The 26,994-nt window shown below is 40.0% G+C and carries 25 protein-coding genes; 12 read left to right on the top strand and 13 right to left on the bottom strand.

From position 1 onward, the window contains the following. Position 1: 1 nt before the first annotated feature. The 7 genes from ACWIUE_RS06575 to ACWIUE_RS06545 form a co-directional block, all read right to left on the bottom strand. Positions 2-829, bottom strand: coding sequence for a phosphocholine cytidylyltransferase family protein (locus tag ACWIUE_RS06575; protein ID WP_454135916.1), 828 nt, complete (start codon positions 827-829; stop codon positions 2-4). After that, positions 826-1,416, bottom strand: a complete 591-nt coding sequence (locus tag ACWIUE_RS06570; protein ID WP_454135915.1) for a gamma-glutamyl-gamma-aminobutyrate hydrolase family protein — start codon at positions 1,414-1,416, stop codon at positions 826-828. The genes ACWIUE_RS06575 and ACWIUE_RS06570 overlap by 4 nt, the downstream gene beginning before the upstream one ends. After that, complete coding sequence (locus tag ACWIUE_RS06565) at positions 1,413-4,223, bottom strand: adenylyl-sulfate kinase (RefSeq protein ID WP_454135914.1); 2,811 nt, start codon at positions 4,221-4,223, stop codon at positions 1,413-1,415. The genes ACWIUE_RS06570 and ACWIUE_RS06565 overlap by 4 nt, the downstream gene beginning before the upstream one ends. After that, positions 4,220-4,954: a class I SAM-dependent methyltransferase gene (locus ACWIUE_RS06560; protein WP_454135913.1), complete on the bottom strand. Its 735-nt coding sequence runs from the start codon at positions 4,952-4,954 to the stop codon at positions 4,220-4,222. The genes ACWIUE_RS06565 and ACWIUE_RS06560 overlap by 4 nt, the downstream gene beginning before the upstream one ends. An 11-nt stretch (positions 4,955-4,965) precedes the next feature. After that, a complete protein-coding gene (locus tag ACWIUE_RS06555) occupies positions 4,966-7,662 on the bottom strand; it encodes a YidC/Oxa1 family membrane protein insertase (protein ID WP_454135912.1) in 2,697 nt (898 codons plus the stop codon). Then, on the bottom strand, positions 7,652-8,623 hold the full coding sequence (locus ACWIUE_RS06550; RefSeq protein ID WP_454135911.1) for a CDP-glycerol glycerophosphotransferase family protein: 972 nt from the start codon (positions 8,621-8,623) through the stop codon (positions 7,652-7,654). The genes ACWIUE_RS06555 and ACWIUE_RS06550 overlap by 11 nt, the downstream gene beginning before the upstream one ends. Positions 8,624-8,846: 223 nt before the next feature. Next, complete coding sequence (locus ACWIUE_RS06545) at positions 8,847-9,056, bottom strand: hypothetical protein (protein WP_454135910.1); 210 nt, start codon at positions 9,054-9,056, stop codon at positions 8,847-8,849. A gap of 102 nt (positions 9,057-9,158) precedes the next feature. Between ACWIUE_RS06545 and ACWIUE_RS06540 the strand changes: the two genes are divergently transcribed. Beyond that, the gene (locus ACWIUE_RS06540) at positions 9,159-10,484 is read left to right on the top strand and encodes a ComEC/Rec2 family competence protein (RefSeq protein ID WP_454135909.1); all 1,326 of its coding nucleotides are present in this window, start codon (positions 9,159-9,161) and stop codon (positions 10,482-10,484) included. Here ACWIUE_RS06540 and ACWIUE_RS06535 read toward each other — a convergent pair. Together ACWIUE_RS06535 and ACWIUE_RS06530 are read right to left on the bottom strand one after the other, a co-directional pair. Beyond that, a complete protein-coding gene (locus ACWIUE_RS06535; RefSeq protein WP_454135908.1) occupies positions 10,443-11,330 on the bottom strand; it encodes a DMT family transporter in 888 nt (295 codons plus the stop codon). The two genes, ACWIUE_RS06540 and ACWIUE_RS06535, sit on opposite strands and share 42 nt — an antisense overlap. Next, on the bottom strand, positions 11,327-12,958 hold the full coding sequence (locus ACWIUE_RS06530) for a sugar phosphate nucleotidyltransferase (RefSeq protein WP_454135907.1): 1,632 nt from the start codon (positions 12,956-12,958) through the stop codon (positions 11,327-11,329). Before ACWIUE_RS06530 ends, ACWIUE_RS06535 begins: the two co-directional genes overlap by 4 nt. On the opposite strand from ACWIUE_RS06530, the gene ACWIUE_RS06525 reads away from it, so the two are divergent. From ACWIUE_RS06525 to ACWIUE_RS06510, 4 genes are all read left to right on the top strand, one after another. After that, positions 12,959-13,138, top strand: coding sequence for a hypothetical protein (locus ACWIUE_RS06525; RefSeq protein ID WP_454135906.1), 180 nt, complete (start codon positions 12,959-12,961; stop codon positions 13,136-13,138). Between the two features lie 130 nt (positions 13,139-13,268). Next, complete coding sequence (locus ACWIUE_RS06520; protein ID WP_454135905.1) at positions 13,269-14,684, top strand: hypothetical protein; 1,416 nt, start codon at positions 13,269-13,271, stop codon at positions 14,682-14,684. Positions 14,685-14,768: 84 nt separating this feature from the next. Beyond that, the gene (locus ACWIUE_RS06515) at positions 14,769-14,930 is read left to right on the top strand and encodes a hypothetical protein (RefSeq protein WP_454135904.1); all 162 of its coding nucleotides are present in this window, start codon (positions 14,769-14,771) and stop codon (positions 14,928-14,930) included. A gap of 113 nt (positions 14,931-15,043) precedes the next feature. Continuing rightward, positions 15,044-15,937, top strand: coding sequence for a homoserine O-acetyltransferase/O-succinyltransferase family protein (locus ACWIUE_RS06510; RefSeq protein WP_454135903.1), 894 nt, complete (start codon positions 15,044-15,046; stop codon positions 15,935-15,937). Here the strand turns inward: ACWIUE_RS06510 and ACWIUE_RS06505 are convergent. The 4 genes from ACWIUE_RS06505 to rsmA all read right to left on the bottom strand — a co-directional run bounded on the left by ACWIUE_RS06505 (position 15,873) and on the right by rsmA (position 21,247). Next, the gene (locus ACWIUE_RS06505; RefSeq protein WP_454135902.1) at positions 15,873-16,118 is read right to left on the bottom strand and encodes a hypothetical protein; all 246 of its coding nucleotides are present in this window, start codon (positions 16,116-16,118) and stop codon (positions 15,873-15,875) included. The genes ACWIUE_RS06510 and ACWIUE_RS06505 overlap by 65 nt on opposite strands. Positions 16,119-16,154: 36 nt before the next feature. After that, positions 16,155-17,693: a hypothetical protein gene (locus ACWIUE_RS06500; protein ID WP_454135901.1), complete on the bottom strand. Its 1,539-nt coding sequence runs from the start codon at positions 17,691-17,693 to the stop codon at positions 16,155-16,157. A 250-nt stretch (positions 17,694-17,943) separates the two neighbouring features. After that, positions 17,944-20,418: a ribonuclease J gene (locus ACWIUE_RS06495; RefSeq protein ID WP_454135900.1), complete on the bottom strand. Its 2,475-nt coding sequence runs from the start codon at positions 20,416-20,418 to the stop codon at positions 17,944-17,946. Beyond that, complete coding sequence (gene rsmA, locus ACWIUE_RS06490) at positions 20,405-21,247, bottom strand: 16S rRNA (adenine(1518)-N(6)/adenine(1519)-N(6))-dimethyltransferase RsmA (protein ID WP_454135990.1); 843 nt, start codon at positions 21,245-21,247, stop codon at positions 20,405-20,407. Before rsmA ends, ACWIUE_RS06495 begins: the two co-directional genes overlap by 14 nt. A 144-nt stretch (positions 21,248-21,391) precedes the next feature. Between rsmA and hisF the strand changes: the two genes are divergently transcribed. The 7 genes from hisF to lpxA all read left to right on the top strand — a co-directional run bounded on the left by hisF (position 21,392) and on the right by lpxA (position 26,989). Then, a complete protein-coding gene (gene hisF / locus ACWIUE_RS06485) occupies positions 21,392-22,192 on the top strand; it encodes an imidazole glycerol phosphate synthase subunit HisF (RefSeq protein WP_454135899.1) in 801 nt (266 codons plus the stop codon). 70 nt (positions 22,193-22,262) lie between these two features. Then, positions 22,263-22,898 carry a 5'-methylthioadenosine/S-adenosylhomocysteine nucleosidase family protein gene (locus ACWIUE_RS06480; protein ID WP_454135898.1) on the top strand — a complete coding sequence of 212 codons (636 nt, stop codon included), beginning with the start codon at positions 22,263-22,265 and terminating at the stop codon, positions 22,896-22,898. Further along, positions 22,895-23,983 carry a 23S rRNA (adenine(2503)-C(2))-methyltransferase RlmN gene (rlmN, locus tag ACWIUE_RS06475; protein WP_454135897.1) on the top strand — a complete coding sequence of 363 codons (1,089 nt, stop codon included), beginning with the start codon at positions 22,895-22,897 and terminating at the stop codon, positions 23,981-23,983. The genes ACWIUE_RS06480 and rlmN overlap by 4 nt, the downstream gene beginning before the upstream one ends. 135 nt (positions 23,984-24,118) lie before the next feature. Beyond that, the gene (locus ACWIUE_RS06470) at positions 24,119-25,213 is read left to right on the top strand and encodes an epoxyqueuosine reductase QueH (RefSeq protein WP_454135896.1); all 1,095 of its coding nucleotides are present in this window, start codon (positions 24,119-24,121) and stop codon (positions 25,211-25,213) included. Between the two features lie 45 nt (positions 25,214-25,258). After that, positions 25,259-25,555, top strand: coding sequence for a hypothetical protein (locus tag ACWIUE_RS06465; protein WP_454135895.1), 297 nt, complete (start codon positions 25,259-25,261; stop codon positions 25,553-25,555). A gap of 134 nt (positions 25,556-25,689) precedes the next feature. Beyond that, the gene (gene fabZ / locus ACWIUE_RS06460) at positions 25,690-26,142 is read left to right on the top strand and encodes a 3-hydroxyacyl-ACP dehydratase FabZ (protein ID WP_454135894.1); all 453 of its coding nucleotides are present in this window, start codon (positions 25,690-25,692) and stop codon (positions 26,140-26,142) included. A gap of 58 nt (positions 26,143-26,200) precedes the next feature. Next, a complete protein-coding gene (gene lpxA, locus ACWIUE_RS06455; RefSeq protein ID WP_454135893.1) occupies positions 26,201-26,989 on the top strand; it encodes an acyl-ACP--UDP-N-acetylglucosamine O-acyltransferase in 789 nt (262 codons plus the stop codon). Positions 26,990-26,994: the final 5 nt, after the last annotated feature.

Below are 26,994 nucleotides of genomic sequence, written 5' to 3'. Positions count from 1 at the left end.
ATTACGGATTATAAAATGGGGGGGGGGGATTTGCAGAATCTGTGAAATTTTTAGATTCTGCGAATGTAGATTCTGCGTTTTTCGCAGAATCTAACGCATTTTTGTTATACATTTTTTCATAAATCTTTATATCGTTTTCATTATCGCATTCTCCCCACGCTCCATCAAATTCAACGCATTTGATATTATTCCCAGCCTCTAAAAATTTTTGTAATGCAAAAGTCGTATCTATTTTTGCGATTTCTAACACACTAATTGCCTCTAAAAATTTCTCAAACCCATCTTTGCCAAATTTTAAAATCCCCATAAACTGCCCTTGAATCTCGCTAATATCCTTTACTTTTTTGCCAATTTCAATTAAATTTAGCGCAGAATCTATCTTAAAACTCTCCGCATCACTTAATATTTTTTCCCCAAATCGTGCTTCCCAAATCGCCTTCCAATTTTTCGCATACAAAATACCCACATCACAAGGCAAATTTATTAGCGTCCTAATCCCGTTTGCTTTATAAAAAATATCGCTGTAACTAATGATAAATTCACTCCCGCTAATCCACTCCCTTGCGCAAAGCAACGATGAAATCATATTTGTTTGTTCCCAATTTTTGTTATGAAACGCAATTAGATTCTGCGATTTTATAAAAGGTATTAGTGCTTCATTTTTATATCCACCAACAATGCCAATTTGCTCTACACCAGCATTTTTTAACGCCATTATTTGCCATTCTAAAAGTGTCTTTCCAAAGATTTTAACTAAGCATTTTGGCGAATTATTTGTCAAACTTCTCATTCTACTTCCGCGCCCTGCCGCCAAAATAATCGCTTTCATTTTTCCCCCTTTAAAAATGTGCCAATAATCGCAGAATCTACGCTATTTTTCTCCCTCTCGGGATGCCACATAAATGCTAAAATATTTTCTTTTGTAAATGCCTCAATCTCGCTACAATTTGCACTTGTCGCACTTGTTGCCAAAATCTCAAAATTATTTTGCTTTAAAATTTCATTATTTTTAATACAATATTTATGAAAGCAACGCACTTTGTGATTTAATGTGCCTTGCAGTGCGTAAAAATCTTTGATTTTATGTGCCGATTTTTGAAGTGTTATGCCAAAATGTGTAGCAATTATTTGCGCTCCACGGCAAATGCCAAGCACCTTTTTATTTTGCCTTATCGCAGAATCTAAAAGTGCTTTTTCAAATTTATCACGCCTCTCACATTTGCCAATATCATTTCCGCCGCTTAAAATTATGCTATCGCAAAGTCTCAAAACGCATTCAATGTTATTTGTAAAACTTATTCCAACACCCATAAAACCCAAATTTGCAACAAACTCATACAGCACAGAATCTACGCACTCCCAAAGTTCATTATATGGTGCGTGAAAATATGCTCTTTGTGTGATTCCTACTATCATAAAACAATCTCCACCTTTGCATTTGCGCAGTTTATATCTAATATTTTGGCGTTTTTATACATATCAAAATTCTTACCACAACCAATAACAGCGGGGATACCAAGTTCATTTGCGCGAATTGCCATATGCGAGTTTGCTCCACCAAAACGCGTAATTAACCCAGCAATATTATGCGAGAAAATAAAGTCAAATCCCGGGTCTGCGCACTCAATGCAGATGATTTTGTCATCTAGATTCTGCGCTTTGCTAAATGCCAAAACTTCTGCACGAATGCGCTTTTGAGTGATAAAATTAGGCGCACAATCCAAATCATAAAATCCATAAATATCATTCGCATTAAAAATTATTGAAGGCATTAAAAGTCCTTGTTGCTTGAAATGCGTGGATTTATTTTTACTAATAGATTCTAAAATCAATTTTTGTATATTCTCACTTGTGCTAAATGCTTTGGTAAATACACCAATATCACAAAAACTCAAATCATCCTTGCTTAGGCGAAATTCCGCGCCAATTTCTCCAATTAGTCGCAGAATCTCACTTATATTTTTACTAAATTCAAATTTTGAGCGTTCTCGCTGTAAAATCCCCATTGCAATAAATTCAAAAAACTCAACCACGCTAATATCAAGATTTGCTTTTGACAGCATATTTTCAATCTGTTTTATTTGCGCTAGGGAGAGATTAAACTCCGCTTTTTTGGTGTGTTTATTTTTAGTGATATTTTTAAAATAAATGTCATAATTTTCATTGTAACTTGGCGACAAAATATCATAAGTGCCCGGACGCAAATGCCCATATTTTTCTAAAAATGCTTCTTTTGTGAGATTTGCCAAATCGGCATTAAACTCCGTAGTAATGCCCTGCAAAGAATTTATAAAATTATCTTTTTGCTCTTTTTTTAAAATGCCAAGATTTAAAAGCGCATCCAAAAATCTAACTGCCATAAATCCCATTCTCGCAAGAATGGCAAAGTTTTTCGTCCCATAAACCTTACAATCCTCTAATAACCAAAAAATTGCTTCGCTCTTATTTTCTAGTGTTAATGCCTTTTTTCGCCGCGATGATAAAATATCAATTTGCCTTATTGCTTCTAAATATGGTTTATTTCGCAGAATCTCGCAAGTAAGATTCTGCAAAGATGCGCGAATTTCATCAATCTCAAATTTTAAAAAATTAAAATTTTTCAAATTTTGCAATCTTTTGTCGCTATCAAAATAATATCCGCAAAATATAATTTCAAACTCAATTTTATCGTGCAGATGTGGATTTTGCCGTAGTTGCTCTAAATAATAATTTACTAATTTTTCTGCGATTTTTTCATTTAGATTTTGCGGTAAAAAAGAATTAAAACTTGCCCTTACATCCACAAAAGCAAATCCTTGCAAATTATAAATAAGCGGGTGTGGTGCGACATTTTTATACCCTAACGATGCGCGAGAATGCGCCCAAATGCTATCAGTTATCAACTCTTTATAAAGACTAAAAGCAAGTGTGCGTGGATGAAGTCCAATAATCTCAGCAGGATTCCAATCGCTCATCACGCTTAAAATCCCGTTTTTGCCTTGCAAAAAAATTTGCTTTTTTAAAATTGCACTAATTTTATTTTCTAGTGTAAGTAGCGTGTGTGAATCAATCTCTTTTGGCGTATTTTTGATAATTAAGGGGCGAAGTTGAAATAAATAAATTTCGCCATTTTTAGTGATACCAAACTCCAAATCTAACGCAGTTTGCGGTATTAATGCTTCTATTTCATTAAAAAGAGCAATAACTTTTGCCATAAATTTATCTTTTGGTAAATTTTTAGCAATGCGTGAGTGTGTGTATTTTTTTACATTATTTGCACCAGAAGTAACGGCACTTGTTGAATTTAACGCATATTCGATAACAAAATATGGCGCAAAATATTTTGGTTCATAATTAAATGCAACGCCACTTATCGCGATATTTTTTGCCATTGGTTGGATTAGAACGCAATCATTTTTAGATTTTGCGCTATAAGAATTTAGGACTTTTTTAATCGAGCTTTCTATGTCTTTAATTTGGACATTTGCAATGCTTAAAAATGCCCCCGCATTTGAACTATTTAGCGTATCCTCATTGTTAGCACTTGAACGCACAATAAAAGATTTTTCTTTGCTTTGGCGCAGAATCTCTTTTAGATTCTGCGTTTTTTTCGGTAAATCGCCTCTTGTTATTGTGAAAATTGGTAGAATTTTTGCTAGTTTTAAAAGTGGTTGCAGGTTTTGCAAAGTTTGTGCTTTTGTTGATAAAATCGCGTTTTGTTTAGTTTTATGTGCTATATTTTTTGTGCTTTTATTTTGCAAAAAAGTAAAAATTTCTTTTGCGATTTGAGTGGCGGATTTTTTAGGATTATATTTAAAGCAAATATCCGCATTTGGCGTATCAACGGGTAAATCAAGTCCGCTTACATTATGCGCTTCTCCCGCCTTAAAACGCGAATAAAGATTATTTGAATCGCGCCTAAAAAGCACCTCGCTAGGCACATCTAAAAATACTTCGACAAAATCACCCAAATGCTCCCTACAATACGCACTAACTTCGCCAATCATTCCATTTGCGGCAATTATTATAATTTTTTCATCGCTTAATGCGTGTGCTAATTGTGCATATTTTATACCAAGTGCGATGCGCGATGCTTTATCATAACCCTTTTCGTTGAAAATTTTTCGCAAATGATTGCCATCAAGAACTAAATTTTGCTTATTTACTTTGTCAAAAAGAGCACTTAAAGCAAGTGCAGTGCTTGTTTTTCCTGAACCACTAAGTCCGCAAATCCAAATTATCACGCCACAAACCTTAGAGGCACAGAATCTGGGATAGATTCTACGATTTTGTATGAATTTGTCGCAGAATCTAATAAGATAAATCTAATTTTTGCAAAAATTAGATTCTGCCCCCCCCCAATAGCAACTATGCGGAAAAAGTAATCATCTTCGCCATTAAATGGTGCAAAGCCCTTGTCCTCTTTGGCAAAAAGCACTTCATAATCATCGCTTAAAAATTCGCACAACGCTTCAAAATCCACAAATCTCCTGTAATGATTGTCATAAATAAATGCGTCTTTTTCTACCATTTCACCGCGTCCGTAAAGTGAGTTTTTGTATCCTCTGCATTCGATTGCCAAAATCCCGCTTAGATTCTGCGCTATCCATTTAAAGAGATTGCTTTGCTGTGTGGCGTTTATCGAGTGAAGCGTAAAGCGTGAGTATATTGCGTCAAATGCAAATTCTGCGTTTGGCAATGCCGTAAAATCACCGCTTTGAAACGATAGATTCGCGCTTTTGTGGCGTTTGTTTAGTGTGGCAATCATATTTTCGCATTGGTCAATGCCTAGAACGCTTATGCCTTGCTTTGCGAAATACACACTATCGCGCCCATTGCCACAGCCTAATTCGATAAGTTTTAAGTTATTACCACGCAATGCTAGGTAATTCTCCCATACAAACTCTGCAAACAATGACGGCTTTTCGCTCCCGCTGTGTTTTGTATAAAATTTACTCCAATAGCTTTTGTCCATTCACTCGCCCCTTATTTTTTCATATTAACAATGCCGTATTTCTCATCGCTAATGTCCGTCCAATTTTTCTCAACATAAATCCCCCCCCCCGTTACGCTATTGCTATTTATTTTGTAAGCACCATAAATTAGCCATTTATTTGGCTCGTGTTTAAAGCTGTCATCTGGTCGTGCGTGGATTATTTCGCGTGTTTTGGGATAGTTTTGCAAGATATTTTTTCCGACTTTTTGGCAACCATTTGGCAGATTTTCACAAAAAATGCTAGAAATATCATAGTTTGCCATTAGGCGATTATCCACTTTTAGTGCGCCTTTTGCGTTAAAATCTTTGAATAGGAAAATTATATCCGGTCCTATGGTGCGGGGTTTTAGCTTATCCATCGGTATATTTATGCTATCATCCCCAGCGTGGTCGCTTACAATAAAAATCTGCGTGTTATCATAAATGCCCTCATCTTTTAGCCACGCGATGTAGCGTGAAATATATTGCAGTGCGCAAACTTCCGTATCAAAATGCTGATAGGAATAGCGCCCTTTTTGCATCGATGGCTTGTGTGGATTATTATTTTCCCAAATGGTGTTTTGATTTAGGTAGTTGCACTCTCCATTATTTGCATAAATTCCATAAGGTGCGTGCGTTATAAAACTATGAAAAAATTTAAATGTAGGTTTTGTAGCGTTTGTATCGCCTATGTGCGTGGCAGCATAAAGTGTGGAAATGTGATTTATAACCGTATTATTATCTATGCCCTTTTGCCTGTGAGATTGCATTCTATTATAAATACGCACTCTAAAATACGCCTCAGGCATAAACTTAAACAGCCCAAAACCAAGCATCTGCCATATATCAAAGTATTTGCCACTATTTAGCTTTTCGCTCAAAGATGGATTTTGCGATAAAAAATACTTTTTAAAATGCTCGTGATTGTCTAACCAAAATATATTAGATTCTGCGATTAGCGCATTTCTATTTTGGATGTGAAACATCAAAAATCCCACCAAATATCCCGCATCCGCGAAAGATAATCCTATATTTTTATAGGCGTTTGCGCTAGATTCTGCGGTATTATCGCCACGCGCATTCATATTATAAATCGTATAGTAGGGACCCGCCACAAGCGAAGGTAGCGAATAAATCGTAGCATTCGCACTAGAAATCGCATTTGGAAAAAGTGTAAATCCATCAAGCGCGGTGTTAAAATGCGGAAATCGCTCCAAAATATAAGGCATATGCGACCCACTAAACATATCTAATACAAAAATTACGATGTTTTTTTGCGTTTTGGAATACGAAAAAAGTTCGTTTTGATATGGCGTAGTGGGAGATTCTGCGAAATTGTTTGCAGAATTTTGCGTAGATTCTGCGATTTTTGATTGAAGTGCAGAATCTAATCGCTTATTTAGGATTTGCGCCACATTTAGCGCACTTACAACAAATAGCGTGGCAAAAATTATTTTCATCGCAAGGCGTAATCTTTTTAGCATAAATAGCAAAAATATCGCCCCCACAAACGCCACAATGCCAAACTCCACAAAGCGTTTAAGGCGCATTTGCGGGTCATTAAACGGCAATAATGTTTTTTGGAAGACAAATCTATCCATCGCACCATAATCGCCCACCAAAACAAAACTATACACAATGCCGACAAATAGGGCAAAACTCATCATAAAAGCATAGATTTTGCAAATGCGCTTTGGGATGAAATTAAGCACATAAATCGCAAAAACACTAATTAGCAAAAACGCCCCAAATAGCGCAGATAGCGTGGCAATCGTTTGCGATGAATCAAACTGCGTAATATCGCTTTTATAAAGCGCGTAGGGATTAAAAACGCAAATGAGAAACGCAATGCAAAGGACGGCGTAAGCGGCGATTTGGCGGTATGTTTTATAATCATCGCCATTAAATAAAATGCGAAAAATGGCAAGGATTTTCCTAAAAAATGTGGTAGATTCTGCGAAATTGCGCGTTTTTTTGTCATTGCGAGATTCTGCGATTTTCGTGCGATTCGCAGAATCTGCGGAATGATTACCCGAATTGCTAGAATTGCTACGCCATTTCGCCCACAATGCCCGTAACAGCGAAAACGCCATATTTGTCGTCCAATATAATACCAACGCACTAGGCATTTGATAAAGTAGCACCAAAAAGATGAGCGAAATTAACGCACCTTGAATCTTCGCACCCCTATCTTTTGCCACAATCCACACATTTGCAAGCGAAATGATTGTCATCAAAATAGGGAGCAAATGCACACCAAGCACACTATCAGGCGCACTTAAATCAGCAATCCAAAGAAATGAAACGCCCCTAATCCCATCAAATTCATTCAGCAAACACAGCACCGCAATAAAAAACGGCACTTGCAATGCCAAACCACCAAGCGCAGATAGCGCGAAAATGGGGTGATAATGCTTTTGCTTATAAAGCGTGCGGATATAGCTTTGCAACTCCGCGCCCTTAAATACGCGCTTAAATTCAGCGATTTTTGTGTCGCATTGCGCTTTGAGTGCGCTAAATTTACCTGCCTTTTTATCCGCCCAAATGAAAATTTTTAGCAAAAAAATATTGACAAACAAACTCAAAAGAATAATGCTTATCCCCCACGACTTCACAAGCGCGAAAATATAACCTAGCGCGAGATTTAGAGTGAATTGCAAAGGGAAAATAAATAAAAAATATAACGCTTCAATGATATCAAACTGCATTTTTGTCCTTTAATGTAGAAATGGCGGTGTTTGCGAAGTCTCGCTGTGCTAAAATGGATGGATTTAGTCGCGCCTCTAAAATCTCTTTTTGGATTTGCAGAATCTCTAATGCGGCGTTTTTACCGGCGCAAAATGGATGCTTCCAAAGTAGATTTGCGATGGATTTTTGCGCTAGATTCTGCGAAAGCGCAGAATCGATGATAGTTTGCAAGTTTGCAAAATCATTTTCATTTATTTTGCCACCGATTTGCTTCAATGCCTTAAAAGTCCAAAATTCGCCTATATTAGTCGAATCATAAATATCTGCCAAATCATATCCCGCGCTATCAAAGGCAAAATCCATCGTAATCACAGGCTTGCCCTCCAAACACACAAAATCAAAAATCACACTTGAAAAATCACTAATCATTAAATCCGCTTTTGCGAATGCGATGACATTTGGCGTGCCGATGTCCCACTCTACATTGCTATAATTTGAGAGTGCGTCTTGGAGATATTTGATATTTGCGCTTTCAGTTTCGCCTATTAGGCTTTGTGGGTGAGGGCGGATAACGATATTATAGGGGGATTTTGCCAAAGGCTCTAAAAGTCGCATACCATATTTGCTAAGTAGCGTTTCTTTGCCCCAAGATGGCGAGATGAGAATGGTAGGTTTGCCTTTTTTGTGTGCTTTTTCTTTGATAGATTTACGCAAAATCGCCAATTCATCTAAATATGTCGAACCGACAATGGCGATATATTTGCGTTTAATATTATGCGCCTTTTCAACTTCACGCACGAAATTTTCTTGCACTTCATTTGTAACTAGCACCGAGTCAAAATAATCCACCCCAAAGGTGCGATAAGTCATCGGCGTGAGTGAATGCACGATATGGCAATAATGCTTTACGCCACGACTCCGCTTAATCTGCAAGACTTGGAGGCTAGGCGTTGTGAGAATGCAAATATCGGCATTTAGCATATTTAGGCGTGTATATGCCTTATTGCCAACGCCGATAAATTCCTTAATGCTAAAATTATTAGATTTGCGTTTGAATGCGGGGTCGGCTTCATCGCTGGTGAGATAAGTATAAGGGTGATTTAACGAATCTAGCGTGTCTAAAATGGGCTTAAAAGTGCCATAATATCGCGCTCCCTCGCAGTAAAAAGTGATAGATTCTGCGTTTAACGCAGAATCTGCGCAATTAGTGCTTCGCCCCCCCCCCCGTTTTAGTTAGCGAAAATCTCAATCCCTGCGATGAAAAGCTAGTGATTTTATAAAATAAATTTTTGAAAAAATAAATAGCAGAGGCAAAAATCGCCACAAGCGAACTCAACAAAAGCGAACCCGTGCCGGGGTCTAAATAGGCATTTAGATTCTGCGAAAAAAGCAAGATTGCGAAAATAAATGGCAAAATATGTCCTTTTTTTGAGATTTTTAAAAAAGCGAAATTGTAGCATAAAAATTTTTAATGTAAAATTCATATTTTTTTAAGCGAGTTTTTAAGCGAGGCAAAATGACATTTTTCAACTCTTTCAAATCCCAAAAGCGCGGGAAGTCAAAAGATTCGCCTTATAATATTCCGTTAATTAGCGGGGCGAAGCAGTGGGCTTTTGTGATTGCGGTGTTTGCGCTAGTTTTCATCGCTAGGGTAGGGTGGGAGTATCACAAATACGCGAATTTGCCCTTTGAAAATCCCGCTGAAATCCAAGCGCAGGTGCTTTTGCAATATCAAAAGACAAAGCCCGAGAAGCCTGATAAGCCCTATTTTGTGATGAAGTTAGATTCGCAAGGGCATATTTTTTATATCACTTCGCGCGATGATTTGAAGGATTTGCAGGGGCGATTCGTGCGTGTGTGGGGCAAGGTGGATAAAAAATGCGACTTTGTGGATTATTTTAAATCCTGCTTTTTTATTGCGTTTTCGATTTCTTTAATGCCACAGCGCGAGTTTAGCGCGCCTTTGAAAGAGTATTTTGCTTCGCAGCACGAAAATGCGATTCAAGCAAGTCTCTTTGGTGCGCTATTTTTCGCGGATTCATTGCATAAAAAGTGGCGAGATGTGGCGAATCGCTTGGGTTTGGCGCATATCATCGCTATAAGTGGCTATCATTTGGGCGTTTTGAGTGCGTTTTTGTTTGCGATTTTTGCGCCTGTGTATCGATTTTTTCAGGCGCGATTTTTTAGCTACCGCAATGAATTTTACGATTTAGGCGCGATTATTTTGCTTTGTATGTGCGGATATTTGGTGCTTTTGGATTGGACGCCGAGCTTCTTACGTGCGCTTGTGGCGGGGATTGCAGGATTTTTATTGCTATTTTGGGGATTAGAGCTCATCAGCTTCAAAATGCTAGGGCTAGTCGGGCTAATCTGCGTTGCGATTTTCCCCACCGCGCTTTTTAATATCGGCTTTGCGCTATCGATGGCGGGGGTGTTTTATATATTTTTATTCGTGCGCCACTGCCCAAAAATGCCTATCTTGCCGTATTTTGCGCTATTTAATTTGGCAATCTTTTTTAGCATAACGCCCATCGTGCATTATTTTTTCCCTTATTTTTCGCCATATCAATTAGTCAGCATTCCCGTAAGCGTGGCGTTTGTGGTGTTTTTCCCGCTTGTGATTGTGCTACATATTTTTGGATTTGGCGGGATTTTTGATAGATGGCTTGATATGGTGGTAAATGCGGAGATTCCTAGCATTGATTATTATCTACCCTTGCCGTTCGCGCTAATTTATGTGGCACTCAGCTTTGGCGCGATTGCGTCTAAAAAGATTTATATTCTTATGCTACTTTGTGCGCTAGGATTTTGGGGATTTCTTTTGGCGCGATTTTTGGCGTAGCTCTGAAATAAATACGCCAAATAAAACTAAAACAACCCCCGCAAATGCGACAGCTCCAAGCCGCTCATCCAAAATCAAAATTGATGCAATTATCGTAAATACGGGAGTTAGATAGACATAGATATTTGTGCGAACAACGCCGATTAGTTGTGTCGCTTTATTCCACATTATAAAGCATAGCGCACTTGCAAAAAGCGCGACAAAAAATAAATTTAGGGCGATTTTTGGCTCTTTTAGCGCATTGAGATTTGGCGCAAAATCAAAAAATAAAAAGCTAGGGACGATAAAAACAATCCCCCAAAATAAGATTCTGCGAGTGGTTAGAAAAATATCATATTTTAGATTCATCACTTTTGCTACAAGCACCGCATACGCACCCCACCCAGCCGCAGAAATGATAGCCAAAATATCGCCTAAAATGTGTATTTTGACATCCCCGCTTAACAAATACACGCCAATAATCGATAGCGCAAACCCTGCGAAAAAATTCAAATATGGCTTTTCTAACTTAAAGCAAAAGCTCAAAATCCCAGCAAATAGTGGCGCAGTGGTGATGATAACGCTGACATTTGAAGCGAGAGTGCGCTCCATTGCGAGATTTAAAAAGAGATTATAAATCGTAATGCCAAAAAGTCCGCACAAAGCGAAATACAGCTCATTTTTTAGTGGGATTTTAAGGCATTTTGGCTTCATAATCCACAAAAACACATATCCCAAAATAGATTGCAAAAAGAGCAATTCAAGTGGATTGAATGCTTCTAGCAAGATTTTCACACTCACATAAAGGCTAGACCAAATTCCCACACTCCCTAGCGCAAGGGCGTGTCCTAATGTTTTGCCACTCACGCCAAATCCTTTAAATTTTTATCAAATCTCGCCAAATAATCCCGTCCCAAGTCGATTCGATGATATATCCAGCTCCACAACGCCCAAATGTAGTTTGAGAGCAACTGCCCTTTGACAATCTCAACTTCGCTTATGTCCCCATAGATTGTTGATAGAGTTTTGATTTGTGATTTGCTTAAAAGAAGTTCCGCGCTAAAATTGCCTAATTCCCAAGCAATAGGACTAAAACCAGCATATTCAAAATCTACGAATTTAATCGCAGTGTCTCTTTGGTGCTTTTGCGGGATTGTTCGTGCGTTTGCGCTCAATGGACTTAATGTCCTATTTTCGCGCATCCGCACTCCAAAACCCACAAAATCACTCAAAGATACATCTGCGCTATCGTTTTTTTCAAACTCCCGCGAAGATTGCGCAAGAGATGAATTGTCCCTTATCATAATATTTGGTAGTTGCAAGTCGCGGTGGCACAGCACAAACTCGCTTTTATCCAATTCCCTTGCAATATTAAGCAAAATCTTATGTTCTTTTGGCGTGGTAAGTGGGATTTTGCAAAGATTTTCATATTTTTGGATTTCGCCTAGCATCGTAACGCGCGGGATATTCAAACGCGAATCATATTTTATGGCGTGGAGTTTTTTCATTTGTGCTACCACCGCGCGTAAAAATGCGTCATTTATATCGCTAAATTCCGCACTTCTAAACTCGCTTAGAAAATCACTCATTTTTATATCGCTTGCATAAAAGTCGTTTTTTGGCGTTAGATTTAGCGGTGCGATAATCTCTAAAATGCGTTTTTCTGCACTTCTATCGATACATTTATCCGTGTTTGGGCTTGGGATTCGCAAGACTTGTTCTTTGCCATTGAAGTTTATTTTGTAATTGATATTTGTAATGCCCTTTAATCGCTCTGCTTTACCATCCGTAGCGCATTGCTGTGCGATTTCTTCGGGTGTGAGTAAATTTGCATTGAGTGCGTCTTGAATCGAATCAATTTCTGTGTAAAATGGCGTTTGCGACTTAAATGCGTAAAAATTGATTTTATCCAAAATGCCTAAAATGCACGATTCCCAATACTGCTTATCATCGCATTTATTTAGTGAATCTTTGATAACGCCTAAATCTGCTTCATTGTCAAAAAATGCAATGCCGTCTCCAAAATTACTTGCGCCAAATCCGCTTGTCGCATTTGTGTCAATATCCATCAATTTGGCATTTTCATCGGTGATATAACCCCAAAAGCTCCCTTGCTTGATTTCTTGTCCTAAAAATTGCGAGCAGCCAAAATGCAGATTCTGCGTGAAGTCTTGCGTGATAAACAAATCACCATTTAGGATAAGCGTCCCTTTGGTGATACAATCGCTTACAAATTTTAGACTTGCCACACTATTTTTGGTAGCAAAATGCGGGAAAATCACTTGTTGAAATTTGAGCTTTTCACGCAATGGCTCAAACAGCTCAGCCTTATAGCCACAAACGACAATAATATCATCGATATTTGCGCTATGTAGGTGCTCGATGGTATTTTGCAAAATGCTTTTACCGCGAATTTCAAGCAATGGTTTTGGTTTAGTTAGTGTGATTGGCGCAAGTCTCGTCCCAAGCCCAGCACAAAGGATTATCGCTCGCATTTGTGCTGTCCTGCAAATATATTTTTAAAACGCAGATTCTGCGATTCGCAGAATCTATCGCATTTATCGCAGAATCTAATAAAGGCGCAGAATCTTGCTAAATCAAATAGGGGGGGGGGATTTATAGGAATTGGTATTTTTGTAATCAAAGTCTGCCTTTTTTGGAAAAATAAAAGTTGAATTTTAGGGAAAATAAACTTAAAAAAACGGATTTTTGATTGAATTTATGGCAATGAAGTTTGGATGGATTCTGCGGATTTAATATTTTATGACGATTTTATTATAATTTGCAAAAGTTAAGGTTGGTGCTATGCGATGGATTTTTATGGCGATTTTTGTTTGTCTTGCAAACGCAGAATATTCCGCAGATTCTGCACCAAAAATCGCAGAATCTCCCCAAAACACATTAGAATCTGCACCAAAAATCGCATTAGATTCTGCAAATCAAAACGCAGAATCCACGCTAGATTCTGCGCTCTATAATGATTTGCAATGCCCATTTATCCCGACAAAATATTTTATCCATAATTTCATCTTCGCCCAAAACGCGCAATCCTCCCAAAGCGCGCTAGATTCTGCGCCTAAAAAACCAAATTCCACTTTTTTGATAAATCCAAACTTAATGCCACTAAAACCACACCGTGCGCGCGTCAAAGTGCGTGGAAAAAGCAAAAATGGCGTATTTTTAAGCGAAATTGCGCTAGATTCTGCGCGCAGAGCGGCATTTTCACGCATTGATGAGGTTAGCATATCCCAAGCATACACGCTTCCCTTTCAGCAACTGCAATTAACAAGCGCATACACAATGCTTTCAAACACCGAGCACCACATAAAGGCAAACCTCGCGCGCAGTTTTTACAAATGGGATTTTTTGCTTGGATATGATTTTAGCAATGCGGATTTGTCATCAAATGCAATCTACACAAACCACGCACTCCGCGCAAGATTTGGACTAAATCATAACAAAAAGCACAAATACAGCATAAACTTCACCTATCAAAAGGGCGAAAAAAGCGGACTTTTAAAAACCTACGGCGACTTTCAAAGCGTGTGGCACACGCCACATTACGACAAAATATCTGCGTATATTGCCGGAGATTCTGCGATTTTGCCATCCGTCCGCTTGAAATCAAAACTTTATTATAATAGTTTTCTTAACATTTCTCGCAATGAGCGCATTATCGGCGGGGGCGAAGGGCGCATTTACGCAAATATCCCGTATCAAAACAGCACGGATAATTATAGCTGGGGATTTATAGGAAGTGTGGCGTTTATGCCGATGGATGGGATGGAACTGCGACTTGGCGTAAATGGACGGAGGGATAATCTCAAATACACAAGTATGAAATGGGGCGAGGAACGGGAGATTTTGCGAACTAGCAGTGCCACTAGCGACATTAGCACGACTATTTTTGCCGAATATACGCAGCGCGTGAATAGCAGAGTGCGGTTTTTGCTAAATGGCAGTTATGATAGAAATGACTTGTTTCACTCGGTGGTGAATAACACCATCTCGCAGAATCTCGCCACGCAGGATTGGTCTTTGCAGGGCATTATTTACTTTGATATAAATAATGCGTGGTTGCTATATCTAAACGCGATGAAAACCTCGCAAGTGCCGACACTAAAAGACAGCAATATCGGTTCGTGTGCGATAAAAACGACAATCCCATATTCACTAGAATCAAACTTCATTTACAGCGTAGGCGCGTGTATGCAGTGGTAAATGGGATTTGGTTTGTGGGAAGATGTGGTAGATTCTGTGAAATGTGCTTGAAACGCAGAATCTCGAACGAAAAACGCAGAATCTATGAAAGAAATAAAGCAGATTCTGCGAATCGCCACAAAAACGCAGAATCCATCAAAAATCAACGCAGATTCTGCGATTTGCGGTGCTTTTTCCACGCTAGATTCTGCGAAATTCTTGTTTTCCTGCGCTAGATTCTGCGAATTTCATTTTGTTACCACTTAACACATAGTTTTGATTTTTTCGTGTGCGATTAAGCGCGATTAAGTGAAAATTTTTATAACTTTATGCTAAAATCTCAAAATACGATATGTAAATTTAAAAAATAAGGATTTTTTATGCCAATTATTATCCCAAAGGACATTCCTGCGTTTAGTGAGCTAGAAAAAAGCGCGTTTGTGATGGATACGGCGCGTGCCAAGCACCAAGACATTCGCGCGTTAGAGATTCTCATCATTAACCTAATGCCTACCAAAATCCAAACCGAAAATCAGCTTTTATCGCTTTTGGCAAATTCGCCTTTGCAAATCAATATCACGCTTCTTACCACGCAAAGCTATGTGGGGAAAAACACGCCACAAAGCCATTTGGATAAATTTTATGTGCATTTTGAGCGCGTGAGGGAGCGCAATTTCGATGGTGCGATACTCACAGGTGCGCCTATCGAGCATTTGGAGTTTGAGGAAGTGAAGTATTGGGCTGAGCTGCGTGAGATAATGGACTTTTTACGCGCTAAATGCACTTCTACGCTCTATCTATGCTGGGGGGCGATGGCTGGGCTCTATCACTTTCACAAAGTCCCAAAAATCGCGCTAAGCGCGAAGCTATCAGGCATTTATGAGCACTCTATCATCACGCCAAATGTGCTACTCTCGGGGCTAGGCGACATTGTGAAAATCCCGCACTCAAGGTATAGTGGCGTAGATGAAGCAGTGGCGGAGCGCGTGGCTGGGGAATCAAACTTAGATATTTTGCTAAAAGGCGCGGAATCTGGCATAAGCGTGCTAAAAGATGAAAAAGACATCTTTATGCTAGGACACCCCGAGTATGGCAAACTCACATTGCAGGGCGAATATGAGCGCGACAAGGCAAAGGGCATAGAGATTAGCGCGCCGATAAATTATTTTGACACAAACGGCGCGGTGCGCTATGATTGGCGGGCGGATTCTAGTGTGATATTTGCAAATTGGCTGAATTTTTGCGTATATCAAGATACGCCGTTTGTGCTGTGAGTTTGTGAAAAATTTTGTGCGGTGAGATTCTGCGAAATTTGTGCTTTTGTGTGGTAGATTCTGCGATTTGCGCTTTGTAAATCGCCTCCGCATCTCTTCGCATTTCATTAAAAGAAATTCGCGCTTTTTCTCGCTCCACTCGTGCGTTCGCAGAATCTAAAATCTTTCTTAAAAAATCCATAATTTTCCTTTTTTGGTGCGCGATTGTAGCGTAAAATTATTTTTCTTTGGCTGTGCTAGATTTGACAAAGCGCACTTTTAGGCGTTTTTTGGTAATGCCATAAGTGTAAAGTGTGCGCGAGAAGCTATCCCAAAGCCACGATTCCTCGCGCAAATGCTGAAAGTGCGATGGCACTTCAAAATCCACGAAGTCAAATCCCGCACCATCGGCACTTTTCGCAGAATCTAGCCACTTTTGCACCCACTGCCTATGCGCCCAATAAGACGCCCTTGGACGCTCATCATACGCCTTAAATCCACCTTGCAAAAGCGCGTAAATTAGCAAAAATGGAATGATGAAAGAAAAGATTTTATGCACCCTAAAACAAATGCCAAGCCACACGCCAAGCGCATAAAACAGCGATAAAAATAATCCACTTATTAGATGATAAGTCGCACCACATTTACTGCAAATCAAAAAAAACGCCACACAAAGCAACATAATCCACGCTAAACTCATAAAAAATATAATGCGCTCCCACGCACCGCGCTTTATCGCAAAATAAATTGCCATCAAAACGGGAAATGCAATCAAAATAATGCGCCAAAATCTGCTGATTTTTCTAAATTGAGCGATTAGAAACTCCACCCCAAAGGCAAAGTTCATCCCGCTAAACTCGCAGTAATCCGCCCTATCACTTTTGATTTCACCCAAAATCGCAAACGCACTAAATGCCAAAATTACCACGCACACCGCTTCAAATGCGCCAAAGTTTGCGATGGATTTAAAGACTGCTTTTATAGAAACGCCATTTTTAAAAGCGCAAAAAGCAAGGCACACAAAGGCAAAGCACGCGCCAATCACACTTGCAGACGCGATTGAGAAAGCGCAAAAATACACAAAATAAATAATGACGCTTAAAAAAAGATATTTATGCGATGAAAAAAGCGAGTAAAACGCGCTAGATTCTGCGATATTTAGCGAATTGGGGGGGGCAGAATGAGTATTGAAGGCGCAGAATCTAACACGATAAATTAGCGCAATCATAAGTCCGCCCACAAGCACCAAATTACACAAATAAGGCAAAAGATACCAATTTGCAATATTCATCGAATAATGATTTTGCATATAATTTTCCGCTGGGAGCAAAAGTGGCATTGCGCTAGGTTTCATCGCAAATGCCACGCAAAGCATAAACACAAAAGACGCAATCAGCGCATAAACACGCGCACAAAGCGATAAAGCGACCTTATATAGGCAAAAATGCGCCACCACAAACCCACCACTGATAAAAATCGCGTGTGAAATATTTAGCGCATCTAGTAAATTTAGCGCAAATAGCGGAGACAAAAGATACGCCCCCACAAGACCCACAAGCGCGTCAAAATAGCTTGGCAACACGCGCGTAGGCACCCATCCGCTCATCGTAAAGCGAATTTGCGCTTGATTTCCCGCATAATCGCTCAAATGTTGCAAATCATCGCCCCAAAAGGGAGTGTATGGATACAAATACGCATAAAATAGCATAAGCAGGGCAAATTCAAATGCAAAGATTGTGAATATGGCGTAGTTTGCGGATTTATTTGTGTGCTTCAAAGATTGTGTCCTTTAATTTTATTTGCGAAATTTTAGCAAAAAATATTTAGAGATTCTGCGAAAATTAAAATAGATTCTGCGATTCACAGAATCTCGCACGAAAATCGCAGAATCTCACGCAAATCGCAGAATCTCCGTAAAATCGCAGAATCTGCCTCGCATTTTGCAATTTAGATTCTGCAAATTAAGCGCAGTTTTATGCAAAATCATTCAAACGATTGCCAAAAAGACTTAAACAACGCCCCAAAATCTACACAAAATACACATTCAAAATAATTGTCGGGTATCGTTTAAATTTCTTAAATGCAAATTTGCGCAAATGCTGTTTTAGTCCCATTTCAAGCGTTTTGACAATCGATTCAGGCTTCGCGCCCGTGATATGGAGCTTTATCTCATTTTCGACTTCTTTGGCGAAAAATCTATCATCAAGCCCCATTATTTGAATCCTCGCATCATATTTTAGAGTGGATTTTTGCACCTGCATTGCGATGACGATTAGCCCGTCTTCGGCTAGTTTTTGCCTATCCAAAATCGTCATATTATCCACGATATTACCCGCTTGATTATCCACAAAAAGTTTGCCCGTTTTCACGCTACGCACCTTTTTCATATACGCAGGGCAGACTTCAATTTGGTCGCCATCCTCCATAAGCAAAATGTTTCGCTCTGGCACACCGCACTTTATCGCCGTGTCTTTGTGCTTTGCGATGTGGTTGTATTCGCCGTGCACGGGGAGAAAAAATTTGGGTTTGATTAGGCGAAGCATTAGTTTTTGCTCTTCTTGGGCGGCGTGTCCGCTTACGTGAATCTCGCTAAAATCCTGATATGCGACTTTTGCGCCACTTTTCATTAGAAAATTTATGACTTTTGAGACAGAGCCTTCGTTGCCCGGGATTGGCTTTGCGCTTAAAATTATCGTATCGCCCTCGCGGATTTTGATATGGCGATGCTCATCGGTTGCCATTCGATAAAGCGCACTCATCGTCTCGCCCTGCGAACCTGTGGTAACGATAAGCACTTCATTGTCGCTATATTTCTCCACTTCGTGCGCTTCGATGAAAACATTTTGCGGGATATGAATATAGCCTAACTGACGGGCGATTTCTAAGTTTTTTTCCATAGAACGCCCGATTACGCACACTTTGCGATTGTATTTTATGCCGTGCTCGATTGCCTGATAAACGCGGTGGATATTTGAGCTAAAAGTGCTCATAATTATCCTATCTTGCGTGTTTTTAAAGACATTTTCAAATGATGGTCCCACGCTTGATTCGCTAGGCGTATAACCTGCGCGGTGCGAGTTTGTCGAATCGCTTAGCAAAAGCATAACGCCCTGCTCCCCATAATGCGCGATTCTATGCAAATCTGTGGGGAAATTATCCACAGGCGTGTGGTCGATTTTAAAATCGCCCGTGTGGAAAATCACCCCCGCCTCCGTGCGAATCGCAAGCGCACTTGCATCAATCACAGAGTGCGTGATATGAATCCACTCCACTTCAAATTCGCCGATTTTTATGGGCTTTCGCTTCTCAACGATACGAAACGATGAGCGGAATTTTTTTAGCCCACATTCATCAAACTTATTGCCAATCATACCAAGTGGCAATGGCGTCCCATAAATAGGGAATTGCAGCTGTTTGAAAAGGTGCGGAACTGCGCCTATGTGGTCTTCGTGGGCGTGAGTGATGATAAGCCCCGCGATTTTGTCCTTTATGCTGTGGAGATAGCTAAAATCGGGCACTAAAATATCCACGCCGTGCATATCCGCCTCAGGGAAGCTCATACCCGCATCAACGATAATCGCGGAGTTTTGGCTCTCAATCACCGTGATATTGCCCCCGATTTCGCCAAGTCCGCCTAGTGGCGTAATGCGAATCTTTGCCTTTGTGTTTAAATCCAGCTTGTAGTGGGGATTTAGCGATGATTTGTGATTTTTGCTATTTAGCTCGACAACCTTTTTCAAATCCTTATGAAGCCCCAAATTTGACTTCTCATTTAGCCCCTCGCTCACGCCACTAATGCCATCTTGCAAGATGAGATTCGCAGAATCTGTGTGATTAGATTCTGCGGAATGTTTTTGATGATTTTGCCTTGAATCGTGCGAATTATGCGAAAAATTTCTTGATTCGTGCGCCGAGTTGCGCGAATCTCTTAAATCTGCATTGCGATTCAAGTCTCGCCCTACCCTATTGTAAGGTTTGCGATTTGCGCTGTGCGAATGTTTGCCATCTGCATTTTGCGCTAGATTCTGCGAATTTTTATGATGGGGTTTGAAATGCCTTGCACTGCTTCTAGATTCGCCCAAATTCGCAGAATCTGCCTTTGAATGTGGCGCAGAATTCGCAGAATCTGCGGATACATTCAAACCTCCCCTTGCGGAGTTTGAGCGTGCTTCTCCCCCCTCCCTTGCGGAGGGGGCTAGGGGGTGGGTATTTTTATTATTTAAAAACTTTGCGTTATTATTTTGTGCTTTTAACCCACCCCCAATGTCGCTCTCCGCAAGGGAGGGGGGGATTTTAGATTCTGCGTTTTTTGACGCAAAATTACTTTTAGATTCTGCGTTTTTCGCAGAATCTCGCCCCATCGCAGAATCTGCGCTAGATTCTGCGCTATTTCGCCTCCACCGCCCAAAAAATGACTTTTTTTCGGGTTTTGATTCGCCTTTTATTTCGCGCGAATCGTTATTTTGCGCCCCATTTGGCGCGTTGTTTTCATTTTTGTCCATAGTTTAATCCTTTCATTTTTATAAAAATTTTTTGGTAATTCTCCGTGCTAATTTGATGCGCCCTTGCATTTTGAGAAATCCCCAAATCCGCAAAAATCGCGCTAATTGCGCTAGATTTGCCATTAGATTCGCCAAAAATTTCGCGCCTCTCGCGCCCATTAGATAAAAGCGACTCCAAATTTTTCATCGCTCTTTTGCGTGGCGCAGAAAATGCGATTTTTAGCATTTTTTCAAAATCCGCGCTCCATTTTTTGTCATTTTTTTCTACGCAAAAAACGCTAGACTCCACCTTTGGCGGTGGCGTAAATGCGCTTGGCGGGACATTTGCTACAAGATGAACGCTTTTGCTTAAAGTTTGCGTCATCACAGATAGCGCACAAAACTCGCTATCCCCCACAGAAGCGCAGAATTTCTCCGCGACTTCTTTTTGCGTCATCACCACGAATCCTGCGCATTTATCGTCTTTTAGCGCGTTTAAGATGATTTTGGTAGCGATATAATAGGGCAGATTTGAAACCAAAATATATGGCATCTCACAAAGCCACCCGCTTTTTAGCGGAATCTCCAAAACATCTTTGTTTATCAAATTTGGGATTTTATCCGCCAAATACTCGCATAATTGCGCATCAATCTCATAAGCTATCAAATCAAAATGATTTAACAGCTTTGCACTTAAATCACCCAAGCCGACTCCAATTTCGACAACTTCTGGCGCGAATCCCGCGCTTTGTGTGATGTCGCTTCGTAATTTGGAAGCAGATTCGATGATTTGATTTAAGTAAAATTCATCTTTTAAAAAATTTTGTCCCAAGTGCTTTTTTGGTTTAATGGCATTTTTGCTTTTGTGTAAAAATTTAGATTGCGATTTTATAGAACGCCCCCTTAAAACTATGCTTTGGGAAAAATTTCGCGCATTTTATCTTTTTTTTGATAAAATATCAAGTCAAATTTTAAAGGAATTTTTGGAGATTTTATGGAGCAAAAAAAATGCGATTCAAGCAAACACAACAATAGCAATTTAGCATTTCGCATAATCCCCTGCCTTGATGTGAAAAATGGCGCAGTGGTAAAGGGCGTGAATTTCGTAGATTTGCAAAGCATAGGCGACCCTGTGGCAATCGCAAAGGCGTATAATGACAAAGGCGCAGATGAGATTGTGTTTTTGGATATTACGGCGAGCGTGGAAAATCGTGGCGCGATTTTGGAGGTGGTGAAAAAAGTCGCAAAAGAAGTGTTTATCCCATTTAGCGTGGGTGGCGGTGTGCGAAATTTAGATGATATTTACGCGCTTTTGAATGCGGGGTGCGATAAGGTTAGCATAAATTCTGCTGCGATTAAAAATCCCGCGCTTATCGAAGAGGGCGCGAAGCGATTTGGCTCTCAATGTATCGTGGTGGCGATTGATGTCAAACGCATTGAAAATCAATCGCAATGGAGCGTTTTTATAAATGGTGGGCGAATCGATACGGGGATTGATTATTTTAAATGGGCAAAACAAGTCGAATCGCTTGGCGCAGGGGAGATTTTGCTAACGAGTATGGATAGCGATGGCACGAAAAATGGCTATGATTTGCCCTTGCTACAATGGAGCGCAAAAAATGTGAAAATCCCGCTGATTGCAAGTGGAGGTGCTGGAAAAATGGAGCATATTTTGGAGGCATATCAAAATGGTGCGGACGCGGCATTAGCTGCGAGTATATTTCACTACAATGAAATCCAAATCGCTGATTTGAAAACATATTTGGCAGACAATGGTGTGCCGATTCGGTTATGAATTTTTTGGTGCAAAATCTGCGAATCTTGGTGGTGCGAATCTAAAATCACAAATCTAAAAAAGGACAAAAATGTTTATCTGTGCTAGGGGTGAAAATTTTAACTTTGCCAAAGATATTGGCGTGGGCTTGGTGGAATCTGCCATCGAGCTAACGGCGATTATTTTGCGCGAAAATCCGCAATATTTGGTTTTCATCGGCAGTGCGGGAGCGTATAGCAAGGACATAAAATTACTAGATATTTTTGTAAGCAACTCCGCCACGCAAATCGAATCATCATTTAGTAAGGGCGAATCTTACACGCCACTAGATAGCAAAATCGAAATTGTTTCATATGAAACATTGGGCGAATCTAATGGCAAATCTAAAAATTTGGGCGCGAATCTAGGTGCGAATCTAACCGCAATTTTGGATTCACGCCCCCGTGCGATTGTCAATAGTAGCAACTACATTTGCACGGACGAAATTTTCGCACACAAAATGACAAATGCGGGGATTTTACTAGAAAATATGGAGTTTTTTTCTGTGCTCAAAGTCGCGGATTATTTTAAGATTCCCGCACTTGGAATCTTTTGCATTACAAATCACTGCGACAAAGATGCGCATAAAAATTTCATCGCACTTCACAAAGATGCGCATAAAAAATTAGAGGCATTCGCACGAGACATTTTGGCAAATTTTGGGGCGAATCCAAAGGCGATTTTATGACAAAAAATATCTTTGATTTCACACTTGATGAGCTAAAAGCAAATCTAAATCCACCATTTCGTGCAAAGCAAATTTGGCGGTGGCTTTATGTGAATTACGAAAATGATTTTGACAAAATGATAAATATCCCAAAAGATTTGCGTGTAAAATTAGCCCAAAATTTTAGCGCAAAAAATTTGCAAATCGAGCAGATTCAAAAAAGTAATGACGGCACAAAAAAATATCTCTTTAAAACGATTGACAATCAGAGCTTTGAATCCGTGCTAATAAAAATGCGCGAATCGCAAAGCGATGAAAATGGCAAAATGATTGCAGGTGAAAAATGGAGTATTTGCGTTAGCTCACAAATCGGGTGCAAAATCGGGTGCAAATTTTGCAAAACAGCGGAGGGCGGATTTAAGCGAAACCTTGCCACAGGCGAGATTGTCGAGCAGATTGTAGCGATTAAAAAAGACAATGACATTCCGCCCCAAAAGCGCGTAAATATCGTGTATATGGGTATGGGCGAACCGCTGGATAATTTTGAGTGCGTAACAAAGGCGATAAAAATCATCAGCGATATTGATGGGCTATCCATTTCGCCAAAACGGCAGACGATTTCTACAAGTGGCATTTCGCCGATGATTGAGCGACTTGGGAGTTTGGATTTGGGCGTGAATCTTGCCATTTCGCTACACGCGGTAAATGACGCTGTGCGCGATAAACTTATGCCGATAAATAAAAAATACAATATTGAAAGCATAATTGAGAGTGTGCGAAAATTCCCCATAAATACGCGCAAACGCGTCCTTTTTGAATATTTGATGATTAGAGATATAAACGATGATTTGGCAAATGCAAAGGATTTGGTGCGATTGCTAGATGGCATAAAGGCAAAAGTCAATATCATTTTGTTTAATGAATTTAGTGGCGCGAGATTTGCGCGTCCGCTAAAAGAAAATGCGGAGAGATTCGCGGACTTTTTAATCAGCAAGGGCATAATGGCTACGATTCGGCAATCAAAAGGCGCGGATATTGACGCGGCGTGTGGGCAGTTAAAGGCAAGGCGAGATTTGGATTTGCGTGTGGATTCGCGCGAATCTTAAAAATGTTTCATATGAAACAAAATTTTAAATGGAGTGAAAAATGACATTGGATTATGGTTTGTTTATATTTTTGGGCGTAGTTTTTGCGGTGGGCATCGCTGGATTTTTACTCTATGCGTATAAAAAGGATTTGTAATGCTAGTGCATATTTGTTGCTCTGTGGATAGCCACTATTTTTTGCAAAGACTGCGCGAAATCTACCCGCACGAAAATCTCATCGGCTTTTTTTACAATCCAAACATTCACCCAAGCGATGAATATGATTTGCGTTTGCAAGAAGTCCGCCGCAGTTGCGAAAATCTGCAAATCTCGCTAATTTGTGGCGAATATGAAATAGATTCGTGGCTTGAATCCGTAGCGGGATTTGAATGCGCTGACGAAAAGGGTGAGCGTTGCAGTATTTGCTTTGAATCGCGTCTAAACAAAACCGCGCTTTTGGCACTGAATTTAGGCGAATCCAAAATCACAACCACACTTCTAACAAGCCCGATGAAATCCCAAAATGAGCTTTTTGCGCTAGGCGATAATGTCGCCCAAAAATACGGATTAGAATTTATCAAAGTGGATTTTCGTAGCAATGGCGGGACGCAGATTCAGGCGGATTTGGCAAAGAGCGCGAATCTCTATCGGCAGAATTACTGCGGGTGTGTGTTTGCGCTTACCAAACAAAGGGAGCGCAAAGGTGCAATCGCGCTTGAATTATTTGATGAAATCGGGGGCAGGGCGTTAAAGGGGAGCGCGAAATATCATAGTGAGATTTTTGCCAAAGTGTGGGATTTGGAGCGCAAGGGTAGGGCGTTTATCTTGCAAAAAAATACCATAAATGCGTGGCGACTTCTAAACGCAAATGTAAAAAAAATCAATGGCGAAGTGATAAATTCATACATTTTCGCGCATTCAAAGGCGATGAAAAATCAAAAGATTCGCAATATAAAATGGCACGAAATTAGCGTGGATAGTAAAAAAATTGCCGTAGGATTCGCCGATAACGCGCTATTTTTGAGTGTCGAATCTACAAATAAAATCTTTGGCACAAATCACAAAAACGCACTTTCTTTGCGCTACAATCCGCCAAAATTTGATGATGAGCTAAAACTTCGCGCAAAACTTTTGGGAAGCGATAGCATAAAGCCCATAATTGCGGTAGATTTGGCAACAGCTGAAAATCTCACTATAAACATAAATGCCATTTTTCAAAGCACAGATATTTTTGAAATCATAGAGTTGTGAATCCAAAATTTTGCGCTATAATTTGGCTTTTTTAAGGAGTGAAAAATGAGTGATTTGGTTACAGCTATAATGTTTATTGTATTTTTATTGTTTGTCGCTATCGTGCCTTTGATTATAGTCTTTGGTGAAAATCTACTCAAAGCAAAAAGTTTCGCTTCTCGCGTAGCTGGGTGGATAATCATCGTAGCTTCAATCATCGCCATCGCTTCGTTTGTCATATCGATTATTGCTACATTTGAAGTGCAATCGGGCATTGCTTTGGCATTAGGTTTGGTTAGTGCGCCGATAATCTCGTGGGGCGGGGTAGTAATCGCTAAAATCCTATCCAAACAAAACAAATAATGCTTTGATTCGCGTAATGCTTTGATTTGCGCAAAATCGCAGAATCTGCGACATAAATCCACAAATTTAGCGCAAATTAAGGATTTTATGCTACAATTACCATTTTTGCAAAATACAATTTTGGAGAGTGAATTATGGAGAGGACAATCGATATTCAAGAGATTATGCAGATTCTACCCCATCGATATCCCATTTTGCTCGTGGATAAAATCACGCATTTAGAGCTTGGCACGCGCATTGAAGGCTACAAAAATATCACTTTTAATGAGCCGATTTTCGCGGGGCATTTTCCCGCAAGTCCCATTTATCCGGGCGTTTATATCATTGAGGGGATGGCGCAAACAGGCGGGATTTTGGCGTTTAAGAGTGCGTTTGGCGAAGATTCTGTGAATGATGGTTCGCGTTTGGTGTATTTTATGAGTATCGATAGGGCGAAATTTCGCTCAATGGTAAAGCCCGGCGATAAGCTCGTATATAAGGTTGAAGTGCTAAAAAATAAAGGCAAGGTTTGGGTAATTGATGGCAAGGCGTTTGTCGATGATAAACTCGTAGCAGAAGCGGAGCTAAAAGCGATGATTGCGGATTAGTCGCAGAATCTAGGGCGAAAATCGCAGAATCTAAACGCAGAATCTTTTAAGGACAAATATGACAAAAACTTCGATTATAAAATCAAAAAATATTGGCGAAGGCACGGAGATTGGGAATTTTTGCGTGATTGGCGAAAATGTCAAAATCGGCAAAAATTGCAAGATTTATGATGGCGCAATCATCGATGGCTACACGACAATCGGCGATGGGACGAAGGTTTTTTCTCACGCCGCACTTGGCAATGAACCGCAGGATTTGAAATATAAGGGCGAAAAGACAGAGCTAATCATCGGCAAAAATAATCTTATCCGCGAATTTACAATGTTTAGCCCGGGCACTAGCGGTGGCGGGGGCAAAACTATTATTGGCGATAATAATTTATTTATGGCATACACGCACATTGCGCACGATTGCATTATTGGCAATAACTGCATTTTGGCGAACTGCGCGACTTTGGGCGGACATATCACAATCGGCGATGATGTGAATATCGGCGGGATGAGTGCCATTCATCAGTTTGTCAAAATCGGCGATGGAGCGATGCTTGGCGGGGCGAGTGCGCTAAGTCAAGATATACCGCCATTTTGCATAGCGCAGGGCAATCACGCCGTGATTCGCGGACTAAATAAATATCGCTTGCGAAAACTTTTTAAGCGAGATGAGATTGATGAAATTTCGCAAACTTATAGAGTGCTTTTTTCGGGTAAAGCACCGATAAAAGAGTTGGCACAAGATTTGCTTAAAAACGCAGAATCTGAAAGCATAAAAAAAATATGCGAATTTATAATTAGCACCAAGCGGGGGATTCCTTTCGTGCGTGGCGAGTTAAATGACGATGACAACTAAAAAAG

The sequence above is a fragment of the Helicobacter sp. 23-1045 genome, assembly GCF_053654655.1.
The sequence above is the reverse complement of the archived record's forward strand: the minus strand, read 5'-3'. Positions and strand labels throughout refer to the sequence as shown.